General features: G+C 58.0%; 18 protein-coding genes and 1 riboswitch. Of the genes, 11 read left to right on the forward strand and 7 right to left on the reverse strand.

Annotation, left to right across the window (positions count from 1 at the left end; all coding sequences use genetic code 11):
* Positions 1 to 7 precede the first annotated feature (7 nt).
* Positions 8 to 1,645, forward strand: coding sequence for a GMC family oxidoreductase (locus IFJ82_RS10580; protein ID WP_075595178.1), 1,638 nt, complete (start codon positions 8 to 10; stop codon positions 1,643 to 1,645).
* Positions 1,638 to 2,963 carry a cytochrome c gene (locus IFJ82_RS10585; RefSeq protein WP_192264493.1) on the forward strand — a complete coding sequence of 442 codons (1,326 nt, stop codon included), beginning with the start codon at positions 1,638 to 1,640 and terminating at the stop codon, positions 2,961 to 2,963. Before IFJ82_RS10580 ends, IFJ82_RS10585 begins: the two co-directional genes overlap by 8 nt.
* Before the next feature lie 438 nt (positions 2,964 to 3,401).
* Here the strand turns inward: IFJ82_RS10585 and IFJ82_RS10590 are convergent, their stop codons facing one another.
* On the reverse strand, positions 3,402 to 3,923 hold the full coding sequence (locus IFJ82_RS10590; RefSeq protein WP_192264495.1) for a hypothetical protein: 522 nt from the start codon (positions 3,921 to 3,923) through the stop codon (positions 3,402 to 3,404).
* 281 nt (positions 3,924 to 4,204) lie between these two features.
* Here IFJ82_RS10590 and IFJ82_RS10595 point away from each other — a divergent pair, with 281 nt between their 5' ends.
* Positions 4,205 to 4,645, forward strand: a complete 441-nt coding sequence (locus IFJ82_RS10595; RefSeq protein ID WP_081254455.1) for a DOPA 4,5-dioxygenase family protein — start codon at positions 4,205 to 4,207, stop codon at positions 4,643 to 4,645.
* Positions 4,646 to 4,858: 213 nt separating this feature from the next.
* Complete coding sequence (locus IFJ82_RS10600; protein ID WP_225578632.1) at positions 4,859 to 6,256, forward strand: glucoamylase family protein; 1,398 nt, start codon at positions 4,859 to 4,861, stop codon at positions 6,254 to 6,256.
* A gap of 223 nt (positions 6,257 to 6,479) precedes the next feature.
* Here IFJ82_RS10600 and IFJ82_RS10605 read toward each other — a convergent pair whose 3' ends face one another.
* On the reverse strand, positions 6,480 to 6,950 hold the full coding sequence (locus tag IFJ82_RS10605) for an Lrp/AsnC family transcriptional regulator (RefSeq protein ID WP_048859198.1): 471 nt from the start codon (positions 6,948 to 6,950) through the stop codon (positions 6,480 to 6,482).
* A gap of 128 nt (positions 6,951 to 7,078) precedes the next feature.
* On the opposite strand from IFJ82_RS10605, the gene IFJ82_RS10610 reads away from it, so the two are divergent.
* The 3 genes from IFJ82_RS10610 to IFJ82_RS10620 all read left to right on the forward strand — a co-directional run bounded on the left by IFJ82_RS10610 (position 7,079) and on the right by IFJ82_RS10620 (position 10,440).
* A complete protein-coding gene (locus tag IFJ82_RS10610) occupies positions 7,079 to 8,167 on the forward strand; it encodes a saccharopine dehydrogenase family protein (RefSeq protein WP_192264497.1) in 1,089 nt (362 codons plus the stop codon).
* A gap of 151 nt (positions 8,168 to 8,318) precedes the next feature.
* Positions 8,319 to 9,070 (forward strand): IS5 family transposase gene (locus IFJ82_RS10615; protein ID WP_192264498.1). Its coding sequence is split into 2 segments (ribosomal slippage): positions 8,319 to 8,649 and positions 8,649 to 9,070, totalling 753 coding nucleotides; the frame shifts between segments, so codons are not numbered across the junction.
* 407 nt (positions 9,071 to 9,477) lie between these two features.
* Complete coding sequence (locus tag IFJ82_RS10620; protein ID WP_192264500.1) at positions 9,478 to 10,440, forward strand: D-2-hydroxyacid dehydrogenase; 963 nt, start codon at positions 9,478 to 9,480, stop codon at positions 10,438 to 10,440.
* A gap of 438 nt (positions 10,441 to 10,878) precedes the next feature.
* Here IFJ82_RS10620 and IFJ82_RS10625 read toward each other — a convergent pair whose 3' ends face one another.
* Positions 10,879 to 14,076, reverse strand: a complete 3,198-nt coding sequence (locus tag IFJ82_RS10625; protein WP_192264502.1) for an Eco57I restriction-modification methylase domain-containing protein — start codon at positions 14,074 to 14,076, stop codon at positions 10,879 to 10,881.
* A 261-nt stretch (positions 14,077 to 14,337) separates the two neighbouring features.
* On the opposite strand from IFJ82_RS10625, the gene IFJ82_RS10630 reads away from it, so the two are divergent.
* Positions 14,338 to 15,330, forward strand: coding sequence for a DMT family transporter (locus IFJ82_RS10630; RefSeq protein ID WP_062809262.1), 993 nt, complete (start codon positions 14,338 to 14,340; stop codon positions 15,328 to 15,330).
* Between the two features lie 95 nt (positions 15,331 to 15,425).
* Here the strand turns inward: IFJ82_RS10630 and eutC are convergent, their stop codons facing one another.
* The 3 genes from eutC to IFJ82_RS10645 are packed head-to-tail and all read right to left on the reverse strand — an operon-like array spanning position 15,426 to position 18,624.
* Positions 15,426 to 16,226, reverse strand: a complete 801-nt coding sequence (gene eutC, locus IFJ82_RS10635) for an ethanolamine ammonia-lyase subunit EutC (protein ID WP_192264504.1) — start codon at positions 16,224 to 16,226, stop codon at positions 15,426 to 15,428.
* A complete protein-coding gene (locus IFJ82_RS10640; RefSeq protein ID WP_003619280.1) occupies positions 16,219 to 17,640 on the reverse strand; it encodes an ethanolamine ammonia-lyase subunit EutB in 1,422 nt (473 codons plus the stop codon). The genes eutC and IFJ82_RS10640 overlap by 8 nt, the downstream gene beginning before the upstream one ends.
* Before the next feature lie 45 nt (positions 17,641 to 17,685).
* The gene (locus tag IFJ82_RS10645) at positions 17,686 to 18,624 is read right to left on the reverse strand and encodes a polysaccharide deacetylase family protein (RefSeq protein WP_192264506.1); all 939 of its coding nucleotides are present in this window, start codon (positions 18,622 to 18,624) and stop codon (positions 17,686 to 17,688) included.
* Positions 18,625 to 18,815: 191 nt separating this feature from the next.
* Here IFJ82_RS10645 and eat point away from each other — a divergent pair, with 191 nt between their 5' ends.
* Entirely contained in the window at positions 18,816 to 20,234 is a 1,419-nt protein-coding gene (gene eat, locus IFJ82_RS10650; RefSeq protein ID WP_062809264.1) for an ethanolamine permease, read from the forward strand.
* A 51-nt stretch (positions 20,235 to 20,285) separates the two neighbouring features.
* The gene (locus IFJ82_RS10655) at positions 20,286 to 21,152 is read left to right on the forward strand and encodes a 23S rRNA (adenine(2030)-N(6))-methyltransferase RlmJ (RefSeq protein ID WP_225578633.1); all 867 of its coding nucleotides are present in this window, start codon (positions 20,286 to 20,288) and stop codon (positions 21,150 to 21,152) included.
* A gap of 160 nt (positions 21,153 to 21,312) precedes the next feature.
* On the opposite strand, the gene IFJ82_RS10660 is transcribed toward IFJ82_RS10655, so the two are convergent.
* The gene (locus IFJ82_RS10660) at positions 21,313 to 22,725 is read right to left on the reverse strand and encodes a M20 family metallopeptidase (RefSeq protein ID WP_192264508.1); all 1,413 of its coding nucleotides are present in this window, start codon (positions 22,723 to 22,725) and stop codon (positions 21,313 to 21,315) included.
* 321 nt (positions 22,726 to 23,046) lie between these two features.
* Positions 23,047 to 23,129, forward strand: a riboswitch (Fluoride riboswitch).
* A 136-nt stretch (positions 23,130 to 23,265) separates the two neighbouring features.
* On the opposite strand from IFJ82_RS10660, the gene IFJ82_RS10665 reads away from it, so the two are divergent.
* Complete coding sequence (locus IFJ82_RS10665) at positions 23,266 to 24,627, forward strand: voltage-gated chloride channel family protein (RefSeq protein ID WP_192264509.1); 1,362 nt, start codon at positions 23,266 to 23,268, stop codon at positions 24,625 to 24,627.
* The last annotated feature ends 112 nt before the right edge of the window (positions 24,628 to 24,739 follow it).

Raw genomic sequence — 24,739 nt, forward strand, 5'->3', positions numbered from 1 at the left:
TCGCGCAATGTCTTCCGAACAAACCCTTTCTGCGGATGTCGTGATCGTCGGGTCCGGCGTCGCGGGCAGTTCCATCGCCAACGAACTGGCCCGGGCCGGTATTTCCGTCATCGTGCTGGAGGCTGGCCCCAGGGTGGACCGCCAGCATTTCGTGGAAAATTTCCGCAACCTCGAAAACAAGCCCTCCTATCAGGGGCCATTCCCATCGGTACCGTGGGCGATCCATCCCCCCAACCAGATCACCCCCAACGAATACCTGCATACGACCGGCCCCGATGCCGAAGCGTACCAGCAGGTGTACCTGCGCATGATGGGGGGGACCACATGGCACTGGGCCGGCTGCGCATGGCGTTACCTGCCGTCTGATTTCGAACTGAAAAGCCGCTATGGGCAGGGACGTGACTGGGCGCTGAAATACGAAGACCTTGAGCCGTTCTATTACCAGGCCGAGGTCATGATGGGCGTCTGTGGTCCCGACCCGTCGGTGGAAGACCTCGGTTCCCCACGCCAGCAACCATACCCTATGGAAGCGCTGCCGATCTCCTATGCCGCGCAACAGTTCCGCAAGCTGATCAGCGAGAAGACCCCCTGGCGCGTCGTGCATGAACCGCAGGCACGCAACACGCGTCCCTATGACAACCGTCCCACCTGCGAGGGGCATAATAACTGCATGCCGATCTGCCCCATCGGGGCAATGTATAATGGCAGCTATTCAGTTTATCATGCCGAGGCGGCGGGCGCGAAGTTCATCCCCAACGCCGTGGTCTACCGGATTGAGCGCGACAGCGCGAACAAGCGCGTGACGGCGGTCCATTATTATGACCCCGACAAGGGCAGCCACCGCGTGACGGGCAAGTATTTCGTCATTGCGGCCCATTGCATCGAAACGGCAAAGCTGCTGCTGGTTTCCGCGGACGAGCAAAGCCCCGACGGCATCGCCAACAGTTCGGGCCATGTCGGTCGCAACATGATGGACCATACCGGCGTGCAGGTCAGTTTCATCAGTGGGGACAAGGCGCTATGGCCTGGGCGCGGGCCATTGGAAACAAACGTCATCGACAATTTCCGCGATGGTGCATGGCGTGACACCCGTGGTGCCTACCTTGTTCACATGGTCGATGACAACCAGGTGGATCTGGCGACGGCGCTGGCGATTTCCAAGGGGTATGTCGGACGCGAACTGGAGGAGCAGATACGCTATCTCGCGTCCCATACCGTCCGGCTCTTCAGCCATAATGAAGGGATTGCAGACCCGCAGAACCGCCTGACACTGAGCCAGACGCACAAGGACGTACTGGGTATTCCGCACCCGGAAGTCTATTACAAGCTTCCCGAATACACGGTAAAAAGCTGCGAACATACGCGCGGCATGTTCCGTGAGCTGATCGGCCTGATGCATGGCACGGACGAACAATGGACACCGGGATATTTCCCGCAGGACCACCCCGCCGGCAGTACCATCATGGGCACGGACCCGAAGGATTCCGTAGTGGACGGCTTTTGCCGCACACATGACCATGAGAACCTGTTCATGGCGAGTTCGTCGGTCTTCTCTTCGGTTGGAACCGGCAATATTACCCTGACGGTGGCTGCCCTTGCCCTGCGTGTCGCCGATACGCTGAAAAAAGAACTCTCCCATGCCTGATATCGTGCGCAAAGCCCTGTGGTCCATCATGGCGGCAGGGACGACCCTTGCTTCGCTGTCGTTCCCCGCCGCCCGGGCGCAGGATACATCGGCGGCTGTCCTCGCCCGTGGGGAATACCTGGCCACGGCCGCCGACTGCGTGGCCTGTCATACCGCTCCGGGTGGGAAGCCCTTTGCCGGGGGGCTGAAGATCGCAACGCCGATGGGCGATGTCATCTCCACCAACATCACGCCCGACCCCGACCACGGGATTGGAAAATATACCGAAGAAGACTTTGAAAAAAGTCTGCGCCATGGCCTGCGCCGTGATGGCAGCCACCTTTATCCCGCAATGCCTTACGTATCGTATTCCGGGATAACGGACGAGGACGTCAAGGCGCTGTATGCATGGTTCATGCACAGTGTAAAACCGGTGGCGGAAAGCCCGCCCACCACGTCGCTTAACTTTCCGGCCAACCTGCGTATCGCCATGAGTGCATGGAATATGGTGGCAGGCACCGTCCCGCCGGAAAGTGGCGATTCCGCAACGTTCGACAAGATGCGGCGTGGCAAGTATCTGGCAACCGCGCTTGAACATTGCGGCACCTGCCATACACCGCGCAACATGATGATGAGCGAAGAGCAGGACAACTACCTTGCCGGTGCGCCGCTGGCGGGGTGGTATGCCCCCAATATCACATCAAGCAAGACAAGCGGTATCGGTGGATGGAGCGAGGACAGCCTTGTTCAGTATCTTCATACCGGCCATGTCGCGGGCCTCAGCCAGGCTGCAGGCCCGATGGGTGAAGCGGTCGAACACAGCACGAGCCACCTGACGGATGCGGACCTGCATGCACTTGCCGCCTATATCTTGCAGGTACCGGCCAAAGAAGACAGCGTCGAACAGAAACCCCGCCAGAATTTTGGTCACCCTGTGGAAGAGGCAGATATACGCAGCGGCAATCTGACGCGCATCGACGACCTGACGGAAATGGACGGACAGCATGTCTATGACGCGAACTGTGCCGCATGCCATGGCATGAACGGGGCGGGCACGGCCGATCATTATGCCCCGTCTTTGTTCCATAACTCGGTCACAGGGGCCGGGCGCCCCGATAACCTGATCATGACAGTCCTGCAGGGCGTGGACCGGACGGCAGATGGGTTGCATACGCATATGCCGGGTTTTGGCGCCAGTTCGGATGTCCAGCGCCTTAGCGATACCGAAATCGCGCATGTGGTCAATTACGTCATGAAAACCTTCGGGAGCGGCGACCCTGCCGTCACTGCGGCACAGGTCGCGAAGCTGCGCCCAGCCGGTCCGCAGAACACACCCTGAGCATTTCCCAGGGTGAAATGGAACCGTCATTCATTACATGCCGCGCATGTGACGGATGACGGTTTTCCTTTTGCTATATTCCCCAAAAGACAGCCATTGCAGTTTCATGGGATAACAAGTGCCATAAAGGGTGCCTCCCTTTATTTAAGGAACTGTTTGAAAAGTCAGACCAGATAACATACTGAAATCATAAAGGTTTCTGGTGAAGCTTTTTCCAAAAACCTTCAGAAGACGCCGCCTTTTTGAAAAAAGGCGGCACCCAAAAACTTTTCTTATTATTTATCAATGAGTTGTTTTCAAACAATCTCCCGGCATTCCAGCAGGAAATCGATACAAATTTTCAGACGACCTGCTACGGGTGGCATGACCCGAAGATTTTGGGACAAGGTTCACCCAAATCTTCCATAACCTCATTCATGCAGATCTGACGCCATCGGTTTACCAGTTGCCCCAGTCCTGGCCGTTGTTCCACTGTTGGCCATTCCAGCCTGCTCCCCCCATCTGTTGCATCTGCTGCATCTGTTGCTGACGCATCTGCTGCGCCTGCTGACGTAACTGCATTTCCTGCTGCTGGTATTGTTGCTGCATCTGTTGCATCTGCTGCTGGCGCTGCATTTCAATCTGTTGCTGACGCTTCTGTAATTGGAATCCGGCATTTGGCTGTCCGCGCATCTGCTCGGCCTGCTGGCGCAACTGGTCCTGTTGCTGACGGTACTGCTCTTCCATCTGCTGGCGCTGTTGTTCCATCTGTTGGCGTTGCTGCTCATGCTGCTGTCGCAACTGTTCGCGCTGCTGGCGGAACTGTTCCTGCATCTGCTGCATCTGCTGTTGTTGCGCCCCACTCCACTGTGCCAACTGAATATACGGCACATGGGCCGCATCAGCCGGAGACGCCATGATCCCTGCCCCCACAAGGGAGAATGCCAATGGAACCGCAAGCCGAATACAACGATGCCTCATGGCATGTCCTCCTTAGTCCTTCAGGGGTCGGTTGCCCGACATCATCACGACATCTTGCCCATTCCCCTTGCGCAGGCAACCATGGCCTTACGTCCATATAAAGGCACGGATCGATGCCCATCAGGCCCTCCATCATCAGAAATCTGCCCGCACACCTTGGGGTGCAACATCATGTCATCAACGATGGTGGCGATACCACTTCATCCCCTGTACCTGCGATATCACGGTAAAACCTGTATGATACGGGTGACACCCTCTCTTATGTGAAGGAAAGACTGACAATGGACACCCCGGCAATGGACTTTCCGGCCGCCGCCGTACGGCATATTGATGAAATTGCAAGCTATCACGCGCACATCTATTTTTCTGCCGAGACAATGCCTGGCGCCGTCGCCCTGCGGGACGCGCTGTCGGCCCGTTTTTCCGTTCGGGTCGGCCATATGCACCAGACCCCTGTGGGGCCACATTCCGCAAATATGTTTCAGGTTGCATTTGAAACGTCGTTATTCGCAACCTTCGTGCCCTGGCTTATGCTGAATCGCAACGGGCTGACGATCCTGATCCATCCCAATACGACCTATCCGCGCCACGATCATGATCGTGACAGCCTGTGGCTGGGCACGCCACTGCCGTTGCGCACCGGCATCCTGCCACTGGTGCATCCATCGGCAGATGAAGCCGGGCCGCCCAACACCACACCTGATCCCAATATGCGTGCATGATTTTTTATGTTTTGTAACAGCCCGAGAAAGGAACCATAACGGGATTGCAATTTATCCCCCCCTCAATTCATAAATGCCGACGGGTAGCGCTCAGGAGCCAAGACGTTGCATTGTCGGAAAATGGGTGGGCGGCATATTACCGCCTTTGTATCAATTCTCCTGTGTTGTGCCTCATCTCCCCCCCCGCCGGCCCATGCCCTTGATCGGCAGGGCATGAACATCACGCAGCCCCCGGCCCCCTTACCGGCGACCACACCTGATCCCGGTGCCGCAGACACCATCCTGATAGACGATCTTGAACATCGGACATTCCAATGGTTCTGGGAGTCGGCGGACCCGGCTTCGGGACTGATTCCAGATCGTTATCCTTCGGATCAGACACAGGCCAGCGTCGCTTCAATCGGATTCGGATTGACCGCCTACGGCATTGGCGCGACGCGTGGATATATCACCCGTGAACAGGCCGCAGAACGGACACGCGCCACCTTGCATTACCTGTTGCACAGCGAACAGAATGACAGCGAAGACGGTGCGACCGGCTATAAGGGTTTTTATTATCACTTCCTCAGGAAAAACAATGGACTACGCCTGAACCGTGATATCGAGCTATCAAGCATTGATACGGCCCTGCTGATGCAGGGCGTCTTGTTCGCTCAGTCCTTCTACGACAGGGAGACCCAGCCGGAGCACGACATACGCGACATGGCCGACCAGCTTTACAGGCGTGTCAACTGGCAATGGATGCGGCGCCCGGATAACCGCCTCAGCATGGGATGGAGTCCCGAACACCAGTTCATCGCCAGTTACTGGGAAGGCTATAGCGAAGGGATGATGGCCTATATCCTTGGGCTTGGGTCCCCAACACATGCACTGGACCCGATATCGTGGCAGGCATGGCTTGCGACCAATAACCGTCGGTGGGGGGATTATTATGGGCAGACCTTCCTGAATTTCGCACCGTTATTTGGCCATCAATACAGTCACGCATGGATTGATTTCCGCGGCATCCAGGATAAATGGGCACACGAAAAGCAGATTGATTATTTCGAAAACAGCCGCCGCGCCGTATATGCGCAACGTGCCTATGCCATTGCGAACCCTGGGAAATGGCGCGATTACAGCGCGACGACATGGGGGCTGACCGCCTGTGACGGACCTGGCGAGGTCACACAGCGGATGGATGGACAGGACCGGCATTTCCTGTCCTATTCCGCACGTGGGGCGGGACGGGATTATACGCAAGATGATGGCACCATTGCACCAACCGCTGCCGTTGGGTCGATCGCCTTCGCACCGGAAATCGTCCTGCCAACGGTCAGGGACATGAAATCACGTTATGGCAGCCGGATTTACGGCAGATACGGTTTTGTCGATGCGTTCAATCCCAGCTTTCGCAACGGAACGTCATTCTGGTCTGACAATGAATATCTTGGAATCGATCAGGGACCGATCCTGCTCATGATTGAAAACTGGCGCTCCGGGCTGGTATGGAATGTCATGAAGCATAATCCCTATATTCGCGCAGGATTGCAGCGTGCAGGGTTTCAGGGGGGATGGCTTACCCCTTCCTCCCCTGTGATGAAAATCGCCAAAATCATGCCCCTGCCCTGATGGGCAGGGGAAAAATCAGGCCCGGAAATTCATTTTCATCAACAGGTTATCTTCAGACATCCCTTAGAAACTGTTTGAAAAGTCTGTCTTTTTAACATACTGAAATCATAAAGTTTTTTTGTGAAGCGTCTTCTAAAAAACTTCAGAAGACGCCGCCTTTTTGAAAAAAGGCGGCACCCAAAAACTTTTCTTTTTTATCAATGATTTGTTTTCAAACAATCTCTTAACGTATCTTCTGACGTGGTGGCGTGGCGGCAACCGCCCCCTGCCTTACCACACGCGTGGACAGCACAATGGCGGATGTCGTACGGTCCACCCCTTCGAGCATGCCAATCCGGTCAATCGCATCATTGATGGCCTCCGTCGTCTGTGCGCCAACAACCGCAATCATGTCGATCTGTCCGCTGACGGCATGCAGTTCACGGATTTCGGGAAAGCGGCGTAACGCATCTTCGACCGAGGAAACATGCCGTGGCGCCAGCGTAATCATGACATGTGCCCGGATCGCATCACGCGCAGCCGCCCCCATCACCACCGCATACCCGGCAATTGCACCACCACGTTCCAGCCGTTCGATCCGGCTTTGCACGGTCGTGCGCGACAGCCCTGCACGCCGGGCCAGTTCGGCCGTCGGCATGCGGGCATTTTCCTCCAGCAGGGAGAGGATGAGGCGATCAGTGGCGTCGATATGCATAATGCCGATAATTAGCAGCATAACGCCGAAATAAAAGTGCCATCTGCCGTCTATCCTCGGCTTGTTGCCGACAGTGGGGCGCGGTCTGATCCAAGGGTCATATGCCATGGAACATGCAGAGGATGGTCATGCGGAAAATACTTGTCATCGGGGCCGGAAACATCGGGTCCACCATTGCCGATTTCCTCGCCAGTACGGGCGATTACACCGTCACCCTGACCGATCGTGACCAACACACGCTTAATACCGCCAACGTCCCGGACTCTGTGCGTCGCGTCACCGCCGACCTTGAAAGCGGGGATGTACTGCCCGACCTGCTGCAAGGCTGCTTCGCGGTGCTTTCCGCCGCCCCTTTCCATCTGACAACCCGCATCGCCAGTGCAGCCGCAGCGGCCGGGGTCAACTATCTTGACCTGACGGAAGATGTTGCAAGCACAAAGATCGTGCGCGAACTGTCGGCCAAGGCACCATCGGTGGCCTTTATCCCGCAATGCGGCCTTGCCCCGGGCTTTGTCTCCATCGTGGCCCATGACATCGCACGCCGGTTCGACAGTGTGGATACGATTCAGTTGCGTGTCGGCGCGCTGCCGGAATATTCCACCAATGCGTTGGGTTATAACCTGACATGGAGTACGGATGGCGTCATCAATGAATATATCGAACCCTGCGAAGCCATCGTCAGCGGAAAGCGCCGCCTAGTGCCCGCGCTGGATGGGCTGGAAAGCCTGACGATCGACGGCGTGAAGTACGAGGCATTCAATACCTCCGGCGGGCTTGGGTCGCTGTGCGATACATATGATGGGCGCGTGCGGGAACTGAACTATCGCACCATCCGCTATCCGGGGCATGCCGCAATCATGAAGGTGCTGCTTAATGACCTGCGCCTGTCTGAACGGCGCGATGTCATCAAGTCGATCTTTGAACATGCCCTGCCGGTCACGATGCAGGACGTCATCATCATTCTTGTGACGGTTTCTGGGCAACGTGACGGCCGCCTGACGCAGGAGACGTTTGTACGTGCCATTCATGGCACAACCGTCAACGGTCGCGCACGTACCGGCATCCAGATCACGACGGCCGGTGCAATCTGCACGGTGCTTGACCTGCTGGCCGAAGGGCGCATCCCCGCATCCGGGCTGATCCTGCAAGAAGACATCGCCCTGTCGCAATTCCTCGAAAACCGCTTTGGACAGTTTTACCAGAACCACAAGCACTGAAAGACTGTCTGAAAAGTCGGTCGTGATAACATCATGAGATCATAAAGGTTTTTGGTAAAGCTTTTCCCAAAAAGCTTCACAAGACGCCGCCTTTCTGGGGCCTGTTTGGAATTAAGTTTTCTAAAGGATCCAGATGTGTTTCAAAGATCCTATGGATCGCTTCATACTGACGGATGCCCAATGGGCGAAGATGGAACCGCTGTGCCTTGGCAAGAAAACGGATCGCGGGCGCAGCGGGAAGGATAACCGCCTCTTTATCGAGGCGGTCTTATGGATTGCGCGGACGGGCAGCCCATGGCGGGACCTTCCGACATATTTCGGGCATTGGAACTCGGTTTACTCGCGCTACAGCGACTGGACGAAAGCCGGAGTTTTCCAGAAAATTTTTGAGGCCGTCTCTGACGATGCCGACATGGAATATGCGATGATTGACGGCACGGTGGTTCGGGTTCATCGCCACGGCCAGGGCGCAAAAGGGGGACCCGAAGCCAGGCGATAGGACGCAGTGTGACGGGATGGTCGACCAAGATCATCGCCATGACCGACGTCCTGGGCAATCTGGTCCGCTTCACGCTGATCCCCGGCCAGCATTACGACACGGTCGGGGTTGCGCCCCTTCTGGAACCGGCGGATTTCAAGGCGCTTCTTGCCGACAAGGCGTTTGATGTCCACTGGATCGTGGACGCCCTACATGCGCAAGGGGCCTGTGTAGTCATTCCCCAGCGCAAGAACCGCCTCGACAGGCGCACGTTCGATGGAGCCCTGTTCAAAGCGCGCCATCTCATCGAGAACTTCTTCTGCAAGCTCAAGGAGTTCAAGCGCATCGCAATGCGGAGCGAGAAGACAGATAAATCCTTTGCTGCCATGATCTATCTCACAGCCGCTATCATCAATTCACGATAATTCCCAACACGCCCTGAAAAAAGGCGGCACCCAGAAACTTTTCCTGTTTTTTTATCAATGATCTGTTTTCAAACAATCTCTGAGACATGAACAGCATCATCCGACCCGATAATGCTATGGTCCCGTGTCTCACGGGGAAAACTTCTTAAAAAAACTTCGCAAAGATGTCGCCCTTCAAAAGGCGACATAAAAATGTTTATTTTTATCAATACCTTATAAAAATACGTTTGTTATTCTGCTTCTGCATAGCACCGGCATCGCCCCCTGCCGGTTTCTGTATTGAACAAGACGGCCCGTCATTATAGCATCATAATGTATACATCCCTTTCCCGGAGGGGTGCTGGCGGCCTGAACCTGACCATATATGCGCTGACACCCATCCCAATCGTGGAATCTGTCAACACGCCATGCCCCAGGACAAGATACAGCACATCTACGCGGCGCACGCATATTACGATATTCGCCAGGAACTGGAAAAGCGGCCCGGCGCACCGGCCTGTACGCAGGTGTCCACCCTGGATGACCTCAAGGCGATCATTCCCCAAGCCGAAGTGCTTGTGACTTCCATGCTCTGGCGGAACGAGTTGCTGGACATGGCGCCCCGGCTGCGCCTGATCCAGTCCATCAGTTCCGGCGTGGATCAGTTCGACCTGGACCGCCTGAAGAAACGCGGTATCCGACTGTGCAACGCCCGTGGCGTCAACGCCAATGCGGTTGCAGAACATGCGCTGGCCCTGATGCTCAACCTTGCGCGACGCCTTTACGAAGCACGCGACAACCAGAAACTCCGCCACTGGTCAACGACAGGCACTGATCCGCGCCCACGCCTTCAGGAACTGTCGGAAAAGCATGTACTGATCGTTGGCATGGGCACGATCGGCGATCGTGTCGCGCGCCTGTGCCTTGCACTGGGCATGAAGGTCAGTGGCGCACGCCACAGCGCACGTCCCCTCGACGTCGTGGGGGTGGAGCAGATCGCCATGGATGACCTGCATTCCGGCCTGAAGGTGGCGGATTACGTCATCCTGACATGCCCGCTCACCGCGCAGACGCGCCACCTCATCAACGCCGCTGCATTTGGCGCGATGAAACACGATGCCTGCCTGGTGAACGTGGCGCGCGGCCCGGTGGTGGAGGAAACAGCCCTGATCGAGGCGCTTGATGCGGGCAGGATCGCCGGTGCGGCACTTGACACCTATGACGAGGAACCCTTGCCATCGTCTTCCGCACTCTGGTCGCGCCCCAATCTGGTAATGACCGGGCATACGGCGGGGGAGACCCAGTTTTATGAACGCAATGTCGTCGATATCCTGATGAAGAATCTTGCAGCACTCGAAACCGGTGGCGTCATGACAAACCAGATCATCTGAAACCTGATCTACGGGATGCCTTTTTTCAACCGATCCGTTGAATAACGGGATCGGTTGAAAAGGCAGGACCAGAAATCCGCAGAAACAATAAAAATGTCTGGCGAGTGTTTTTGAAAATTCCAAAAGCACGACTTAATTTTAAAAATATCCAGAATTTTTTAATTACCGATTTTTTTGAAAAATGTGATGTCTTCTGAAGATTTTTAGAAAAATCTTCACCAAAAACCTTTATAATTTCAGGATGTTATTAATCCTGACTTTTCAAACAGCCTCTGACAGGTTGTCGGATTGGGATTTTTTACGTAACGGCATTGCGTGAATTATGAATAACCATAGAATTTCAATGAAAAAATAAATATGTTTTCATCAGTTATGAATAATATCCATTTCAACTCCAATCCGACGCCCTGTTAAATAATCAATGTCGTTCAATTCTTTTTAATTTTTACATTCCAGCCGGTCATAGGCCGCCAGCACAAGGCGACGGGTACGATATTCGCCATAGGTGGCCATTTCGTGCTTGCGCAGTACCCTGAACGTCTGTGATGGATAATCGGTCCCCATGACATCGTGGGGATCGAGAATATATTCCAGTTGCCTGCGATCCAGGCCATAAGCGCGCGCGTACCATGCATCGAGTTCCGCGCGAAGCAATGCGCGCCGTGCCACATCCCATGCAAAAGGTGCCCCCCCATACCCCATACCCCGCGCGAACAGGGCCATGGTCTCGGTGGTATAGGTCAGTTCCAGCACCCGCGACGCAATGAATGCTACATCATCCGTACCATAAAAATCAGGGGGCAGCACGGGAAGCTGTCGTACGATAAAGAAATTCAGGTTAACCCCCCCCGCTTTCTGCCGACAGACAAAATCAAATGGCAACGACGACAAATTGGCAACCAGACAGGCTGCCCGCGGGTCGGCCCATCCCATGCGGGGCGACAGCAGGGTCATGCTGTTCCCCACCCCCCATGGCGGTAATAGATTACAGATGAAGGTGCGCCCGTTCGTGGGGGACATGATGTTGCGAAATCCGAAAAATACCGGTGTATCGGCTATATTCCCGACCTTGCGCACGACCTCTGCCTGCGGAACCCAGTAATGGGACGTGATCTCGAATGCAGGATTACGATGTTCACGCAACCCGGTCTGCGGCAGGACGCGATGGCCACGCTCCCCTTTGCGCGCGCCGTAACCCGCATGCCTATGGTCATAAAAATACCCCATCTTGGCCTCGTACAGCGGGACATAACGTCCTGCATGTCCATCTTCCGCCGCATCCTTTGCCCTTGGGGCAGGATGGACCCAGTCCACCCCCCTGCGTCGCCAGCCTCCCCCCGCCAACTGGGCCGCAGTGCGGAACAGGCGGCTGTCACTTGTCATGTTGAACAGGCCCTGACGGAACTCTACCCCCCATGGATTCCCGGCTGATCCATCGGACTCATGCACGAAAACGGGGACATGGGCATAAATCGCGGTGGTCAAGGCGGCATCCATGCGTGAACGGAAAACAGGCATCGTCCGCGTATTGGGATTGATCCGCGCGATTTCTTCTGCCGACAGGGAAAAGCAGCGCCGCATGTCGTGGCACTGTTGCGTATCGGTCAGGCAACAGGCGAATTCCGTTTCCATAATCGCGTTACCAATCGTCAACAGGCAGAATTTAAAACTGCGATGAACCCCGGGAAACAGCGGTGCGCTATTTTCAAAATCCATCAGGCGCGCCAATCGCCTTTTCCCCACCAGATGCCCCAGCAGTGGCGCAGTCGTGGCATCGGTCGCAATGCCGGTCGGTACCACCAGCCCCGCCCGCCCCTCACGCCGTACAAGAAAGAGGAACAGTTCGGTAAAAAGCGCGTAGGTATTTCCCTTGCCCCGCCCGGCAAGGGGAAAGCGACCGCTGGCACGTACGAAAATACCCATCGCCTCGCTATGTCGCCGCGCATGGGCAAACTGCGCGAACAGGTCGGGTCGCACTGTGCTGAGTGCTGAAATCGCAGCCTTGCGCGCCGCCCCCTTCAGGGTGGATATCTCGGACAAGCGTGACCCGAAATACTCTTCCTCCTCCAGTTGCATTACCTCCCACGGGGGGTTGCCGATCACGACGTCAAATCCCCCATGCCCCCCCATGATGTCGGCAAAGGCCAGTGACCAGTGCAATACGCGTGCCCCGCGTGCAATGCGAATGGCCGCGTCCTCATACCCGGCGGGGGGAGGATCACCCGACAGCCGCGTCCATATCTGCGCCGTCGTAGGCACCATGTCGGCGGTGCTGCCCACGGGGCGGGGCAGCATGAACGCCGCGACATACATGTCACAGGCCCGGCCAAGGGCGGAACAGGACACGAAAGACCACCAGTCCTCGAAAAGCTGCTGCTTTCGCGCGATTTCATGCACCGTATCCTCCGCCATTTCCCGCAGGCCGGACAGGCCCGCCACAAAAGGGGCATGAAGCGGCAGAACGTCTGGTGGGGGCAATTCAGCCTTTGCGCGCTGGTTGCGCTGCAGGCAACGACGGACGATGGCGGGATCATCATTGCCCATTACACGATAGGCCGTATCTGGCACCCCCTGCTGGAGCACCGCCACATCAGCCACGCCAAGCAACGCATTCCCACACAGGATATTCGCCGCCAGAAAGCACAAAGGACGTCCGGGGATGCCCGTTTCGATCCATAATGCCATGCGCGTCAGTTCCACCGCCATGGGATTGCAATCGACCCCATATATACAACGCGCCACCACATCACGCAGGATGGTGCGATATTCTCCCCCCTTCGGGGCATGGTGGCGCACGATACGCATGGCCATGCGCCGTGCGGCAGCAAGCAGGAAGTGCCCCCCACCACAGGCCGGGTCAATCACCCGCAGCGCAAGCAGGGCCGCCGCCCCGCCGGACGCCTCGGCCCGGTCCATGACGGGATCGAGCGTACTGTCGAGCAGGGATTGAACAAGGCTGTCAGGTGTATAGTAACTTCCCGATGTCCGGCGATCGTTACCGCGCCCGGCATCATCAAGCGTGAATAGACCGCCGACACTACCGGGCCGTATTTCCAGCAGGCTTTCATACACGGTCGCAAGATCCCCGCTGCCAACACGGCACCAGTCAACCCGAAGCGATGCATGCGCTTCGCCGCCAATAAAGCCGAGGTGACGAATTGCACACAGGCATGCCTGATCCCCAATCCGTGCGGACATCAGCATAGGCATCCCCACCGGATCCACCCACGCCCCCAATGCCGGAATCCCGCGCTCAGGATCACCAACATCCATTGCGGCAAGGACACGGCGCAGGCTTTCCCAAACCCTGTCATCCGTCGCCCCGTCCGGTGCGCAGGCCCGCGCCAGCCAGTATGAAAAATAACGCCCTGCATCCCCCTCTACATGATGCAGCAGGCCACGCGCCTCCATCCCCGCAAGGAATGCAAGGCGACAAACCACCCGAAGCAGTTCGTCAAACAGGCGCGACAATATGGGATCATCCGCCCCAACCGCGTCACGGATATCCGCATTGGCATCGAGTACTCCCTGCCCAAGTGCCAGCAGGGCCGCCCTGACCCCAGCACGCAGGCATGCTTCCCCCTGCGGCGGGATGCCCCCGGTCGCCTGTCCTTCCACTTTATCAGGAGCGCCCAAAGGGAAGGCATCCTCCGTCCCCGACCTGGAGGAGGAAATATATATGGGCTCCGATCGGGATGGCATCTTATTCCTGTAAAGAGAGCATCTGAGGACAAACTTTCATCGCCTTTCACCGGCGTGGAGGCAAGGCCGAAACCCGTCCATGCACCCATCAGCGTCAGAAGCCCAACCGCCGCCATAACATGATGCATGGCCGTGGCATTTCCATGTCGCCTGCACTATTCCATACTGACCACAGACACCTGAAACAGGACGGACATGAACAGTTTACGCGCCGGGTCTCCTTCTTCCCTGCTGGCTGGCCTGGGCAATGGCGTGGCCGCCGGGGCCTGCTGGGGCCTGGTGTTCGTCGCACCGGCCATGATGCCGGATTTCACGGCGCTGCAACTGGCAACGGTACGCTACGTTATGTACGGGGTCTTTTCCGTGGCGCTGCTGCTGCCACGCGCGGGTCGCCTTGCCGCGCGCATCCCGCGTGGGGGACGCCCCGCCCTGCTGTGGCTGGGACTGACTGGCAATCTTGGCTATTACATCCTGATCGCAACAGCGGTCGGGCTCTGCGGTATCAACATCACCTCCATCGTCACAGGTTTCCTGCCGGTAATTGTCGGGGTGCTGGGCACGCGTGAAGGCGATGGGCTGGACCTGCGCCGACTTGTGCCATCCATGCTGCTGATGCTGATGGGGATCAGCCTGACCGCCGTACAGGCCCTGTATGCACCTGACACGCAGGCAGGTTTCGACACCGCCCACCTTACAGGTTTCATATGTGCTGTCGGCGGACTGGCATCATGGAGCATCTTTGCCATTTCGAATGCACGCTGGCTCAGGCGGCTTCCTGATACCAGTGCGGAGGAATGGGGCCTGCTGACCGGGGTTGCCACAGGGGCCGAGGCGCTGTTCCTCATCCCGTTCGCCTGCCATGGCGCGGCATCGCATACGCCATCTCAATGGGTGTGGTTCATTGCGCTTGGCACAGGTATCGCGCTGGTGTCATCACTGCTGGGCGGGATTTTCTGGAATCGCACCTGCCGCCTCCTTCCCATGACGCTCAGTGGGCAGATGGCGGTAGGAGAAACCCTGTTCGCGCTGCTCTATGGCTGCCTGTGGACGGGACGATGGCCCACCGTGATGGAGGCAGGTGCCGTCATCTTTCTTGTGCTGAGTGTCGTCTTCTGCACCTTCGCGCACGCACCGCCATCGCGCAACAGGGACCATGCCCGCCATGATACGTCGCGCCTCTCCACCTGATCGGGTTGGTTCAAGATAAGATCATGAAATGATAAAGGTTTTTGGTGAAGCTTTTTCCAAAAAGCTTCGAAAGACGCCTTATCAGGCCTCCACCCTCAGCCTTTACCTGATAATGCGTGAGAGACGCCCCCTTCGATCAGGCAGGTTTCATCCTTGAGGTTGATACCGCTATACCCGCATTGGCGCGCATTCTTCAGCAGCCATGCCAGGCGGTTTGCCGCCGTCACCGGCGACTGTCCCCCCTGTCCATGGATATTGGAAATGCAGTTGCGTGCGGAATCACGCATACCGGGATGCGGGTTCCATGTCATGTACAGGCTCAGGCTTTCGGCACATTCAAGGCCGGGGCGTTCGCCAATCATCATGACCACGCTGCGCGCGTTCAGGCAGGTGGCGATTTCATCGCCCAACGCCACACGGGCACGATGGGCAACCACCAGAGGTGCGATACGCCACCCCGTCAGAAGCGGCAAAACCCCGGACAGCACCCCCGCCGCCTGTCGTTCTGCCGCGCGGGCCGACAATCCGTCAGCAATCACAAACACGATGTCATAGGAGCGCCCGGGACCATAGGCATCAGGACCATAGACCGCGCAATCATGTCCCGCCCGCACAAGGCGTGCCCGGCTGTCGGTGCAGAGCTGCCGCCCCAGGTCGGGACGACGGACGAATTCATCACGGTCACGCGCCGCGCTTTCGACCTCCATCCATGGCCGGTCGAGCCCGAGGCGCGATGCCTCCATCACCATGGACACGGCATGCCGCGCACGCAGGTGCGCATGCCTGAACTGCCGCACATGCGCGCCTGACATCGTATCCCCCGTGCGTGCCAGCCCGATCCGCGCCGATGTCTGCGCCCTCAGGATATCCCATGACACGACAGGCGCCTTACTCATCGCCATGCCTCCCCAAACGGGCATCGCCGCCCGGATACATATTGGAAAACATATCGGCAAACATGGCAGGGGAATTGAGACGCATCCGTCCCCGCCCGTCGATCAGGCCACGGATACGGAGCCAGTCTTCGAACTCTGGCGCAGCACGCACACCAAAGACAGAGCGTAAGGTCTGGATATCATGATAGGACAGGCTCTGGTAATTAAGCATGATATCGTCACTGCCGGGGACGGCGATAAGGAAATTCACGCCTGCCGTACACAGGAGCATCATCAGGTTGTCCATATCATCCTGATCTGCTTCCGCATGGTTGGTGTAACAGACGTCACAGCCCATCGGCAGGCCCATCAGCTTGCCACAGAAATGATCCTCCAGCCCCGCGCGGATAATCTGCTTGCCATCATAAAGATATTCCGGGCCGATGAACCCGACAACGGTATTGACCAGCAAGGGTGAAAACGCACGCGCAACGGCATAGGCACGGACCTCTGCCGTCTGCTGGTCCATTCCATGATGGGCATCGGCCGACAGCGCCGCCCCCTGTCCCGTTTCGAAATACATGGTGTCCGTGCCAACCGTGCCACGTCCCAGCGCACAACTGGCAAGGCGGGCCTCCTCCAGCAGGGACAGCGAAACCCCGAAACCTGCATTCGCATCCTGTGTGCCGGCGATGGACTGGAACACCAGGTCAACCGGTGTCCCACGTTCCATCAATTGCAGTGTATTGGTCACATGCGTCAGCAGGCAGTGCTGCATCGGGATGGCATGACGAAGGCGTACATCCTCGATCATGCACAGGACGTCGTGGGCGGTGGCCATGTTGTCGGATGCCGGGTTGATCCCCACAACCGCATCCCCCGCGCCAAGCAGCAGCCCATCAAGCATCGCCGCCGCAATTCCCGGCAGACTGTCCACAGGATGATTGGGCTGCAGGCGCGACCCCATGCGTCCGGGCAGGCCCTGCGTATTGCGAAATGCGCTTTTCACAGTGATCTTGCGCGCCACCGCGACAAGGTCCTGATTACGCATCAGCTTGCTGACACCCGCCACCATTTCGGGCGTCAGTCCCGGGGCGAGGGCGGACAGGCACGCGCCGTCGGTTTCATGACACAAAAGCCAGTCACGCAGTTCCCCCACGGTCATGTGCGATACAGGGGCAAAGGCGCGCATATCATGGGTATCAATAATCAGGCGCGTGACCTCGTCCGCTTCATAGGCAACCGGAACCTCGTTCAGGAATGCCGCAAGCGGGATATTGGCCAGCGCCTCGCACGCGGCGGCGCGACGCACGGGATCTGGGGCGGCAACCCCGGCCAGTTCATCGCCACTGCGATAAGGCGAGGCATGGGCCAGAACCTGCTTGAGGGAGGGGAACGTAAAACGCTCCCCTGCCAAGGATGCGTAATATGCCACGATATGCTGACCTTCGATACGAAAACGGGCGTATGCGCAACGTGATTACGGGACCGCGCCATCTCCCGACGTTGCGTTTGCCATACACCATCGCGCAATATCGGCATGCGTCGCAAACCACACATTGCCGCGCGCACGCGCATGGGCAATCAGGTCGGAGATGATGCCAATCCGGCTGCGATGTCCACTGACATGCGGATGCAGCGTCAGCAGGAAAAGGCCGCCTTCGGCATAGGCCCCATCGAACTCCGCCCGGAAAACCTCCGCCACGCCCGAAGGCGGCGTGTAGGGGCGCAGGGCGGAAAACCGTTCGAAATTGAAATAGATCGCATCATCACGTATCCATTCGGGTGGCAGTTCGACAATTCCTGTGGGCCGCCCATCGGCAAGGAGTTCATACGGGTCGTCATCCGCCATCAGGCTGCTGTCATACAATAAGCCCATCTGCTGGATGATGGACATGGTATGGACGGAAAAATCCCAACTTGCGGTCCGCATGCCGACGGGTTCCACGCCGCCAATCTCCGCAAGCACTTCGCGCGCACGCAATGACAGACGCAATTCATCCTCGGGCGGGAGCAGGGTATTGCGTTCATGTATCCATGAATGAATGCCTATTTCATGCCCGTCGCCCACCAACGCCCGCACTTCGTCAGGATACAGCATGGCCGATACTGCGGGATAGAAGAACGTCGCCGGAATCCCCGCCGCCTGCAACAGGGCGCGGATACGCGGGATGCCACGCCTGCTGCCATAATGACCCTGACTGATGCGCATGGGGCTTTCATCCCCATCCCGCAGGGGGATCGTATCGTGATCCGCATCAAAGGAAACCGCAAAAGCACAGCGTGCACCACCGGACCATGAGGGCGGCCGCAGGCTGCGCCCGGCCCTGACGCGGTTGACAATCCCGCGCCACCGGCTTTCGGGCCACTGCCATGGTTCATTCCCATCCGGCCGCAAAACTTTCCTCTCCATGACCATTCCCGTCCTGCATGCGTGTACGCCATCCCGATCATGCGGCGGGGATGGACATCTCTTTTCATCATCACCCACATTGCCGGGGCGTCAACATCATTACATAATAATAACATAACATGACATCGTGGCCCGCTATCATGACGGCGCGCGCACCATGCCCGCCATCCATCCCACCTCTCGCACGATTTCGGACAATGCCCGCATCACCTTCCGAACGGCCTTCGCATTCGCCCCATTCCCATACGGGGGCGCCCTCCCTGCAACGGCGACTGGGGACTTTTCACCTGTGGGGGATCGCGGTCGGCCTTGTCATTTCGGGCGAATATTTCGGCTGGAGTTATGGCTGGGCCACAGCGGGCACACTGGGATTCCTGATCACGACGGTCATGGTCGCGCTGATGTATGCGGCGCTGATCTTTTCCTATACCGAACTGACAACCTCCATCCCGCGCGCCGGTGGCCCATTTGCCTATGTACTGGCGGCTTACGGGCCGGTGCCGGCCTTTATCGCGGGGTTCGCCTCCATCGTGGAACTTGTCTTTGCTCCCCCGGCAATCGCACTGGCGATCGGGGCCTATCTGCATGTGCAATATCCATCCATCACCGCGCAAATGGCGGCGACCGGGGCCTACGCAATTTTCATGGCGCTCAATATCGCAGGCGTCAGCATCGCCGCCACATTCGAACTGATCGTCACCATCGCCGCGATTGTGGAACTCCTGATCTTTATGGCCGTGGTCGCACCAGGATTTTCCTGGGGGCATTTCATCCATGACGGATGGGCGGGGTCGGATACGTTCACCCCTCACGCCATCATCGGCATATTCGCCGCCGTGCCGTTCGCGATCTGGTTCTTCCTTGCCATAGAAGGTGTGGCCATGACGGCGGAAGAGGCACACGCACCACAACGCACCATCCCCATGGCCTATATCGCAGGGATCACGACACTGATGCTGCTGGCGTTTGGTGTCATGATCATGGCGGGCGGTGTTGGCAACTGGAAATTACTGGCAAACCTTAATGACCCGTTGCCGCAGGCGATGCTGAGCGTCGTCGGACCGCGTAGCGGGTATGTCCACATGCTGGTGTGGCTGGGGCTGTTCGGCCTCGTCGCCTCCTTTCACGGGATCATTATGGGATATTCACGCCAGATCTATGCCATGGCGCGCGAAGGTTATCTTCCGGCCCTGCTGGGACGGGTACATCCACGTTTCGGAACCCCATGGGCAGCGATACTCGTGGGGGGGAGTGTCGGACTGGTGGCGATTTATGCAGACCAGTACGTCACCATCGGGGGACAACCGCTGACGGCCAATATCGTGACCATGTCCGTCTTCGGGGCGCTGACGATGTATGTCTTCGCCATGGGAAGCCTGTTTCGACTACGCCACACGCAGCCGCACCTGCACCGCCCATGGCGCGCGCCGGGTTATCCCATCATTCCCGGATTTGCCCTTGTCGCCGCGGTGCTGTCGTTTATGGGCATGGCCATCAGCAACCCTGCGGCGTTCGGCCTCTATCTCCTCATCATGGGAACGGGCGTTGGAATGCATCTACTGGCAAGATGGCAAAAAAACCGCGCGACGATGGAAAAGGATACGGCCATGCATTAACACTCACCCACCCCATGCGTGGGGTGGATCAACCTGTGGGGCCGAAAGAGCGTGAATTACAGACACAGCTACCATGCGGGCAATTTCGCTGATGTCATGAAACATGTCGTGCTGATGGCGTTGGTCGAGGTACTGCAACGCAAACCTTCGCCCTTCTGTGTCCTCGACACCCATGCGGGCACTGGCCTGTATGACCTTTCCAGCATACAGGCACAGTCAACAGGGGAATGGCGCGATGGCATCGGCCGTCTGCTTGACGCCCCATCCCACCCCACATCTGCCGCCGCCCCGGCACCGGGCGTGGAAAACTGGCTGCGGATCATCCGTACGGTCATGCGGGATGAGCAGGCAGGGCGCTTGTCCTATCCCGGCTCCCCCGCTCTGGTCGCACGCCTTCTGCGTCCGGGCGACAGCCTGATCTGTTGCGAACTCCACCCCGAAGACCAGCAGACACTGCGCCATCTGTTCCGCCATGATCGCCATGTCAGCGTACATGGGCGCGATGGTTACGAAGCCATCACGGCGCTGCTGCCCCCGCGGCAGGCAAAACGCGGGCTGGTCTTCATGGACCCGCCTTTCGAACGCGGTGATGAGTTCCAGCGCCTTGCCACCGCCATCATGACGGCACGCCAGCGATTCCCCGCAGGCATTGTCGCGGGGTGGTATCCCATAAAACATCGCGCCCCCGTCCGCGCCTTCGTCAATACCCTGAAGGATGCGGGACAACGCAAGTTGCTGACCCTTGAGTTGACGTTACGGCCACCGCTGGACCCGTCACGCCTGAACGGCAGCGGCATCATCATCGCCAATCCTCCTTTCCGCTTTGAAGAAGAGGCTCGCACCATCCTTACATCGCTGTGCCATTTCCTTGGGGATGGGCAAGCGGAGTCACATGTGGAATGGGCCGTGCCGGAATAAGCGCTGCGCAAGGGTTCTACTGGCGGGGATTTCAGGATATCGCCTTCATTCCTGACCAGGCAATGCCTGTTCAGGAAGAGCAGAAAACAGATTTACCAAAAACCTTTGCGGCTGGCAGCCTGCCCCGGTGGTATTTTCTGCCATCCCTGTTGCGCGATTGTCATCCCTGCCCGATGGGCGGCATGACATCCAGCGGCAGCGGACAGACATAGGGATCCTGTGCCAGACGTTGGGCATGGTCTGCCTTCACACGGTCCAGCAGGACCGGATTTTGCAGCACGTCACGCCCCGTCGCAGCCAGCACTTTGGCCATATGGATCATGCCCTTATGGGCGATACCGCTCTTGCCCTGTGCTGTCATCTGCCATGAATGCAACTGCGTCCCGATGGCACATGTCGCCCCCCAGGCCTGGACCGTTGGCACTGCCCAACTGACATCCCCCACATCAGTGGACCCGAATGGCGGCGGCACGAACTCACGCGGTGCAATCACTTCGCATAAAGGGCTGCCATCACGGGGGGGAACTCCCGCCGCCAGATAGGCCGCCCGGATATCCTGCGCACTTAGGGTTTCCTGGATCTCTCGTGCAAAGTCGTAATCCTCAGGTGCATATACAGGCGGGCCAAGACGGGTAAGGTTGGCGAACAGCGTATCTTCCAGCGGCAGATTGCCCATCAGGTTGGAAACCGCGCTTACGACACGTTCCTGGACTGTTGTTTCGGTCATCAGGGTCGCGCCCTGGGCAATCGCGCGCACCCGTTCGACCAGTTCGCGCAACTGCCGCAGGTCATCGGCCCGTACAAGGTAACGGATCGTGACCCGCGATTGCACCACATTGGGGGCCTGCCCCCCTGCATCCATATAGGCATAATGAACCCGCGCGGACGATGGCATATGTTCACGCAGGTAGTTGGCGCCAATATTCATGAGTTCCGCCGCATCAAGGGCGGAACGACCCAGATGCGGTGCCGCCGCAGCATGCGATGCGCGCCCAAGGAATGTAAAGTCGATGCGCGTATTGGCAAGGGAGGCCGGATAGAACGGCCCCATGATCGACCCCGGATGCCATGACAGCGCGATATCCACGTCATCGAACACGCCATCACGCACCATGAAGGTCTTGGCCGCGCCGCCTTCTTCCGCCGGGCAGCCGTAATAGCGCACCCGTCCGGGCATCCCCTTTTCCGCCATCCAGTTCTTCAGCGCCGTGGCCGCCAGCATCGCGCCCCCGCCCAGCAGGTTATGCCCGCAGGCATGGCCGTTGGACGTCCCGTCCATCGGATTGCAACTGGCGACCCCGGCCTGCTGGCTCAAGCCGGGAAGTGCATCGAATTCACCAAGGAAGGCGATGACCGGGCCGCCCTCACCTGCCTCCCCCATGACGGAGGTAGGGATTCCCGCAAGGTTGCGCGTAACCCTGAACCCATTGCGTTCAAGCATGTCGCGCTGTGTCTCGACAGAGCGATATTCGTCATATGCAAGTTCGGGCGTATCCCATATGCGGTCGGCAAAACCACAAAATGCCGCCCCAAGCGCATCCACGCCGCCCCATATTTCATCGGTATTTTTCATGTTTCCCCACCGCACAAAACTGGTTTCGCCGCTTTTCGGGCTGGCATCGCACATGGATGCCGCAACAATGGGCCATGCGGCAGGAAAACAAGGCATCCACGCCCGCCCTGCCGGAAGGAACATCGCGCGATCCGATCCCCGCCCCCGCCAACCAGGGCGGGAGTGGCAACATTATACGCTCCGCGTTGCGCATGCCAGTCGCATCACATACAGCCACATCACATACAGATCGCATGACCCGAGACAGGCGCATCTTCGCACACGCAGGATCAGGGATCAGAGCATCACATGGGTTGACTTTCACATCGTGCAAAACGCATCCTGTCACCCGGCAATGGACTCTGCCAGGTGCAGCCTTCACGGCGAACCGAACCGCCCCTTGGGCTGATGATTCCTACCTCGCCATAACGGCAACAGAGGGAGGAATTTGTACAGAGCCATGAAATACCCGTCCCACGACCTCCGTCCGTCACTTGTCAGCCTTGGCCATGCGCCGGCTGCCGGGACGCCATCCCCGATCCTGCACAGGCATATTTTCCCATGAATCTTTCCCGGCTCATCACGCTGTCGGCGGTAAACATGCGCGTCCTTCTGAAATGGGGGGGGCTTCTCGCACCAATGTCTGCGTGTATTGGTACATTATGTGCGATATTTCTATGGCTACTGGACCAGGTTACAAACGACCGCATCGCCCATCCGGGCCTGCTATGGCTGCTGCCGCTGGCTGGTGTAGGTGTTGGACTGACCTATCACCATCTCGGGCGATGTGCTGAGGGCGGGAACAACCTGATCATTGACCAGATCCATGAACCCGGAGGGGGCGTCCCCCTGCGCATGGCCCCCCTCGTCCTTGTTGCCACCGTCATCAGCCACCTGTTTGGTGCATCTGTCGGCCGCGAAGGGACAGCCGTACAGATCGGGGGCAGCATTGCATCCGGCTTTGGCCGTCTGTTCAGACTGGACCACGATGCGGTGCGCATTGTGCTGGTATCGGGCGTGGCCGCAGGTTTTGGGGCGGTTTTTGGAACCCCCATTGCCGGGGCGATCTTCGCGCTGGAGGTCTTAAGTCTCGGACAGATCAATTACCGCCCCCTACTACCTGCTGCTTTTTCCTCCATCCTGGCCGATTGGGTATGCCACGCCTGGGGGATCCACCATACGTCCTACCACGTGGCATCCGGCATTATTCCTGACTGGGGCGGCAGCGTCTTTCACACGCACCCTGCCCTGTTGATCAAGGTTGGACTTGCCGCAATCTGCTTCGGCCTTACCAGCCTGCTGTTTGCGGAGGGCATCCATCGCCTGACCCCGCTGGTCCGTCGTGCCTGCCCTGTCCCATGGCTACGTCCGGCCATTGGTGGCGTTGCAACCATTCTGCTGGTCTATCTTGTCGGGTCACGCGATTACCTTGGCCTTGGTGTCGTGTCCATGGGACATGACGCGCCGTCGATCGTAAACTTCTTTCACGCGGGTGATTATACGTGGAGCTGGCTTTACAAGCTGCTGTTCACGGTTGTTGTGCTGGCGACGGGATACAAGGGCGGCGAGGTCACGCCCCTGTTCTTCATTGGTGCAGGCCTGGGCAATACATTGTCCGGCATACTGGGCGTTCCCGCCGACCTGCTGGCCAGTGTGGGTTTTGTCGCGGTTTTCGCTGGGGCCGCCAATACACCGCTGGCCTGTACTTTTATGGGGGTCGAACTGTTTGGGGCAACTGATATTGTCTATATCGCCACAGGCTGCTTCGTGGCCTACCTATGTTCGGGCCATTCAGGCATCTACCTGTCCCAACGGGTGGGGGTCACGAAACATACCCATCCGCTGATCGTGGCGAACATGCCCCTGCGGCAGGCGCGAAGCCTGATGGGCGTGCCTGAAAAAGCCACCCATGAAATGCCCTGAAAACCATCACGACACGGCATACGCCAGTTGACCAAATCAGCCCCCCAACAGCCTCATTGGACTACGGTTTTTTCAAAAACATCCTGAAAATATGATGCCTTTTCACAAGGCA

Origin of the sequence: Novacetimonas hansenii (genome assembly GCF_014843995.1) — a bacterium.
GTDB lineage: Bacteria > Pseudomonadota > Alphaproteobacteria > Acetobacterales > Acetobacteraceae > Novacetimonas > Novacetimonas hansenii.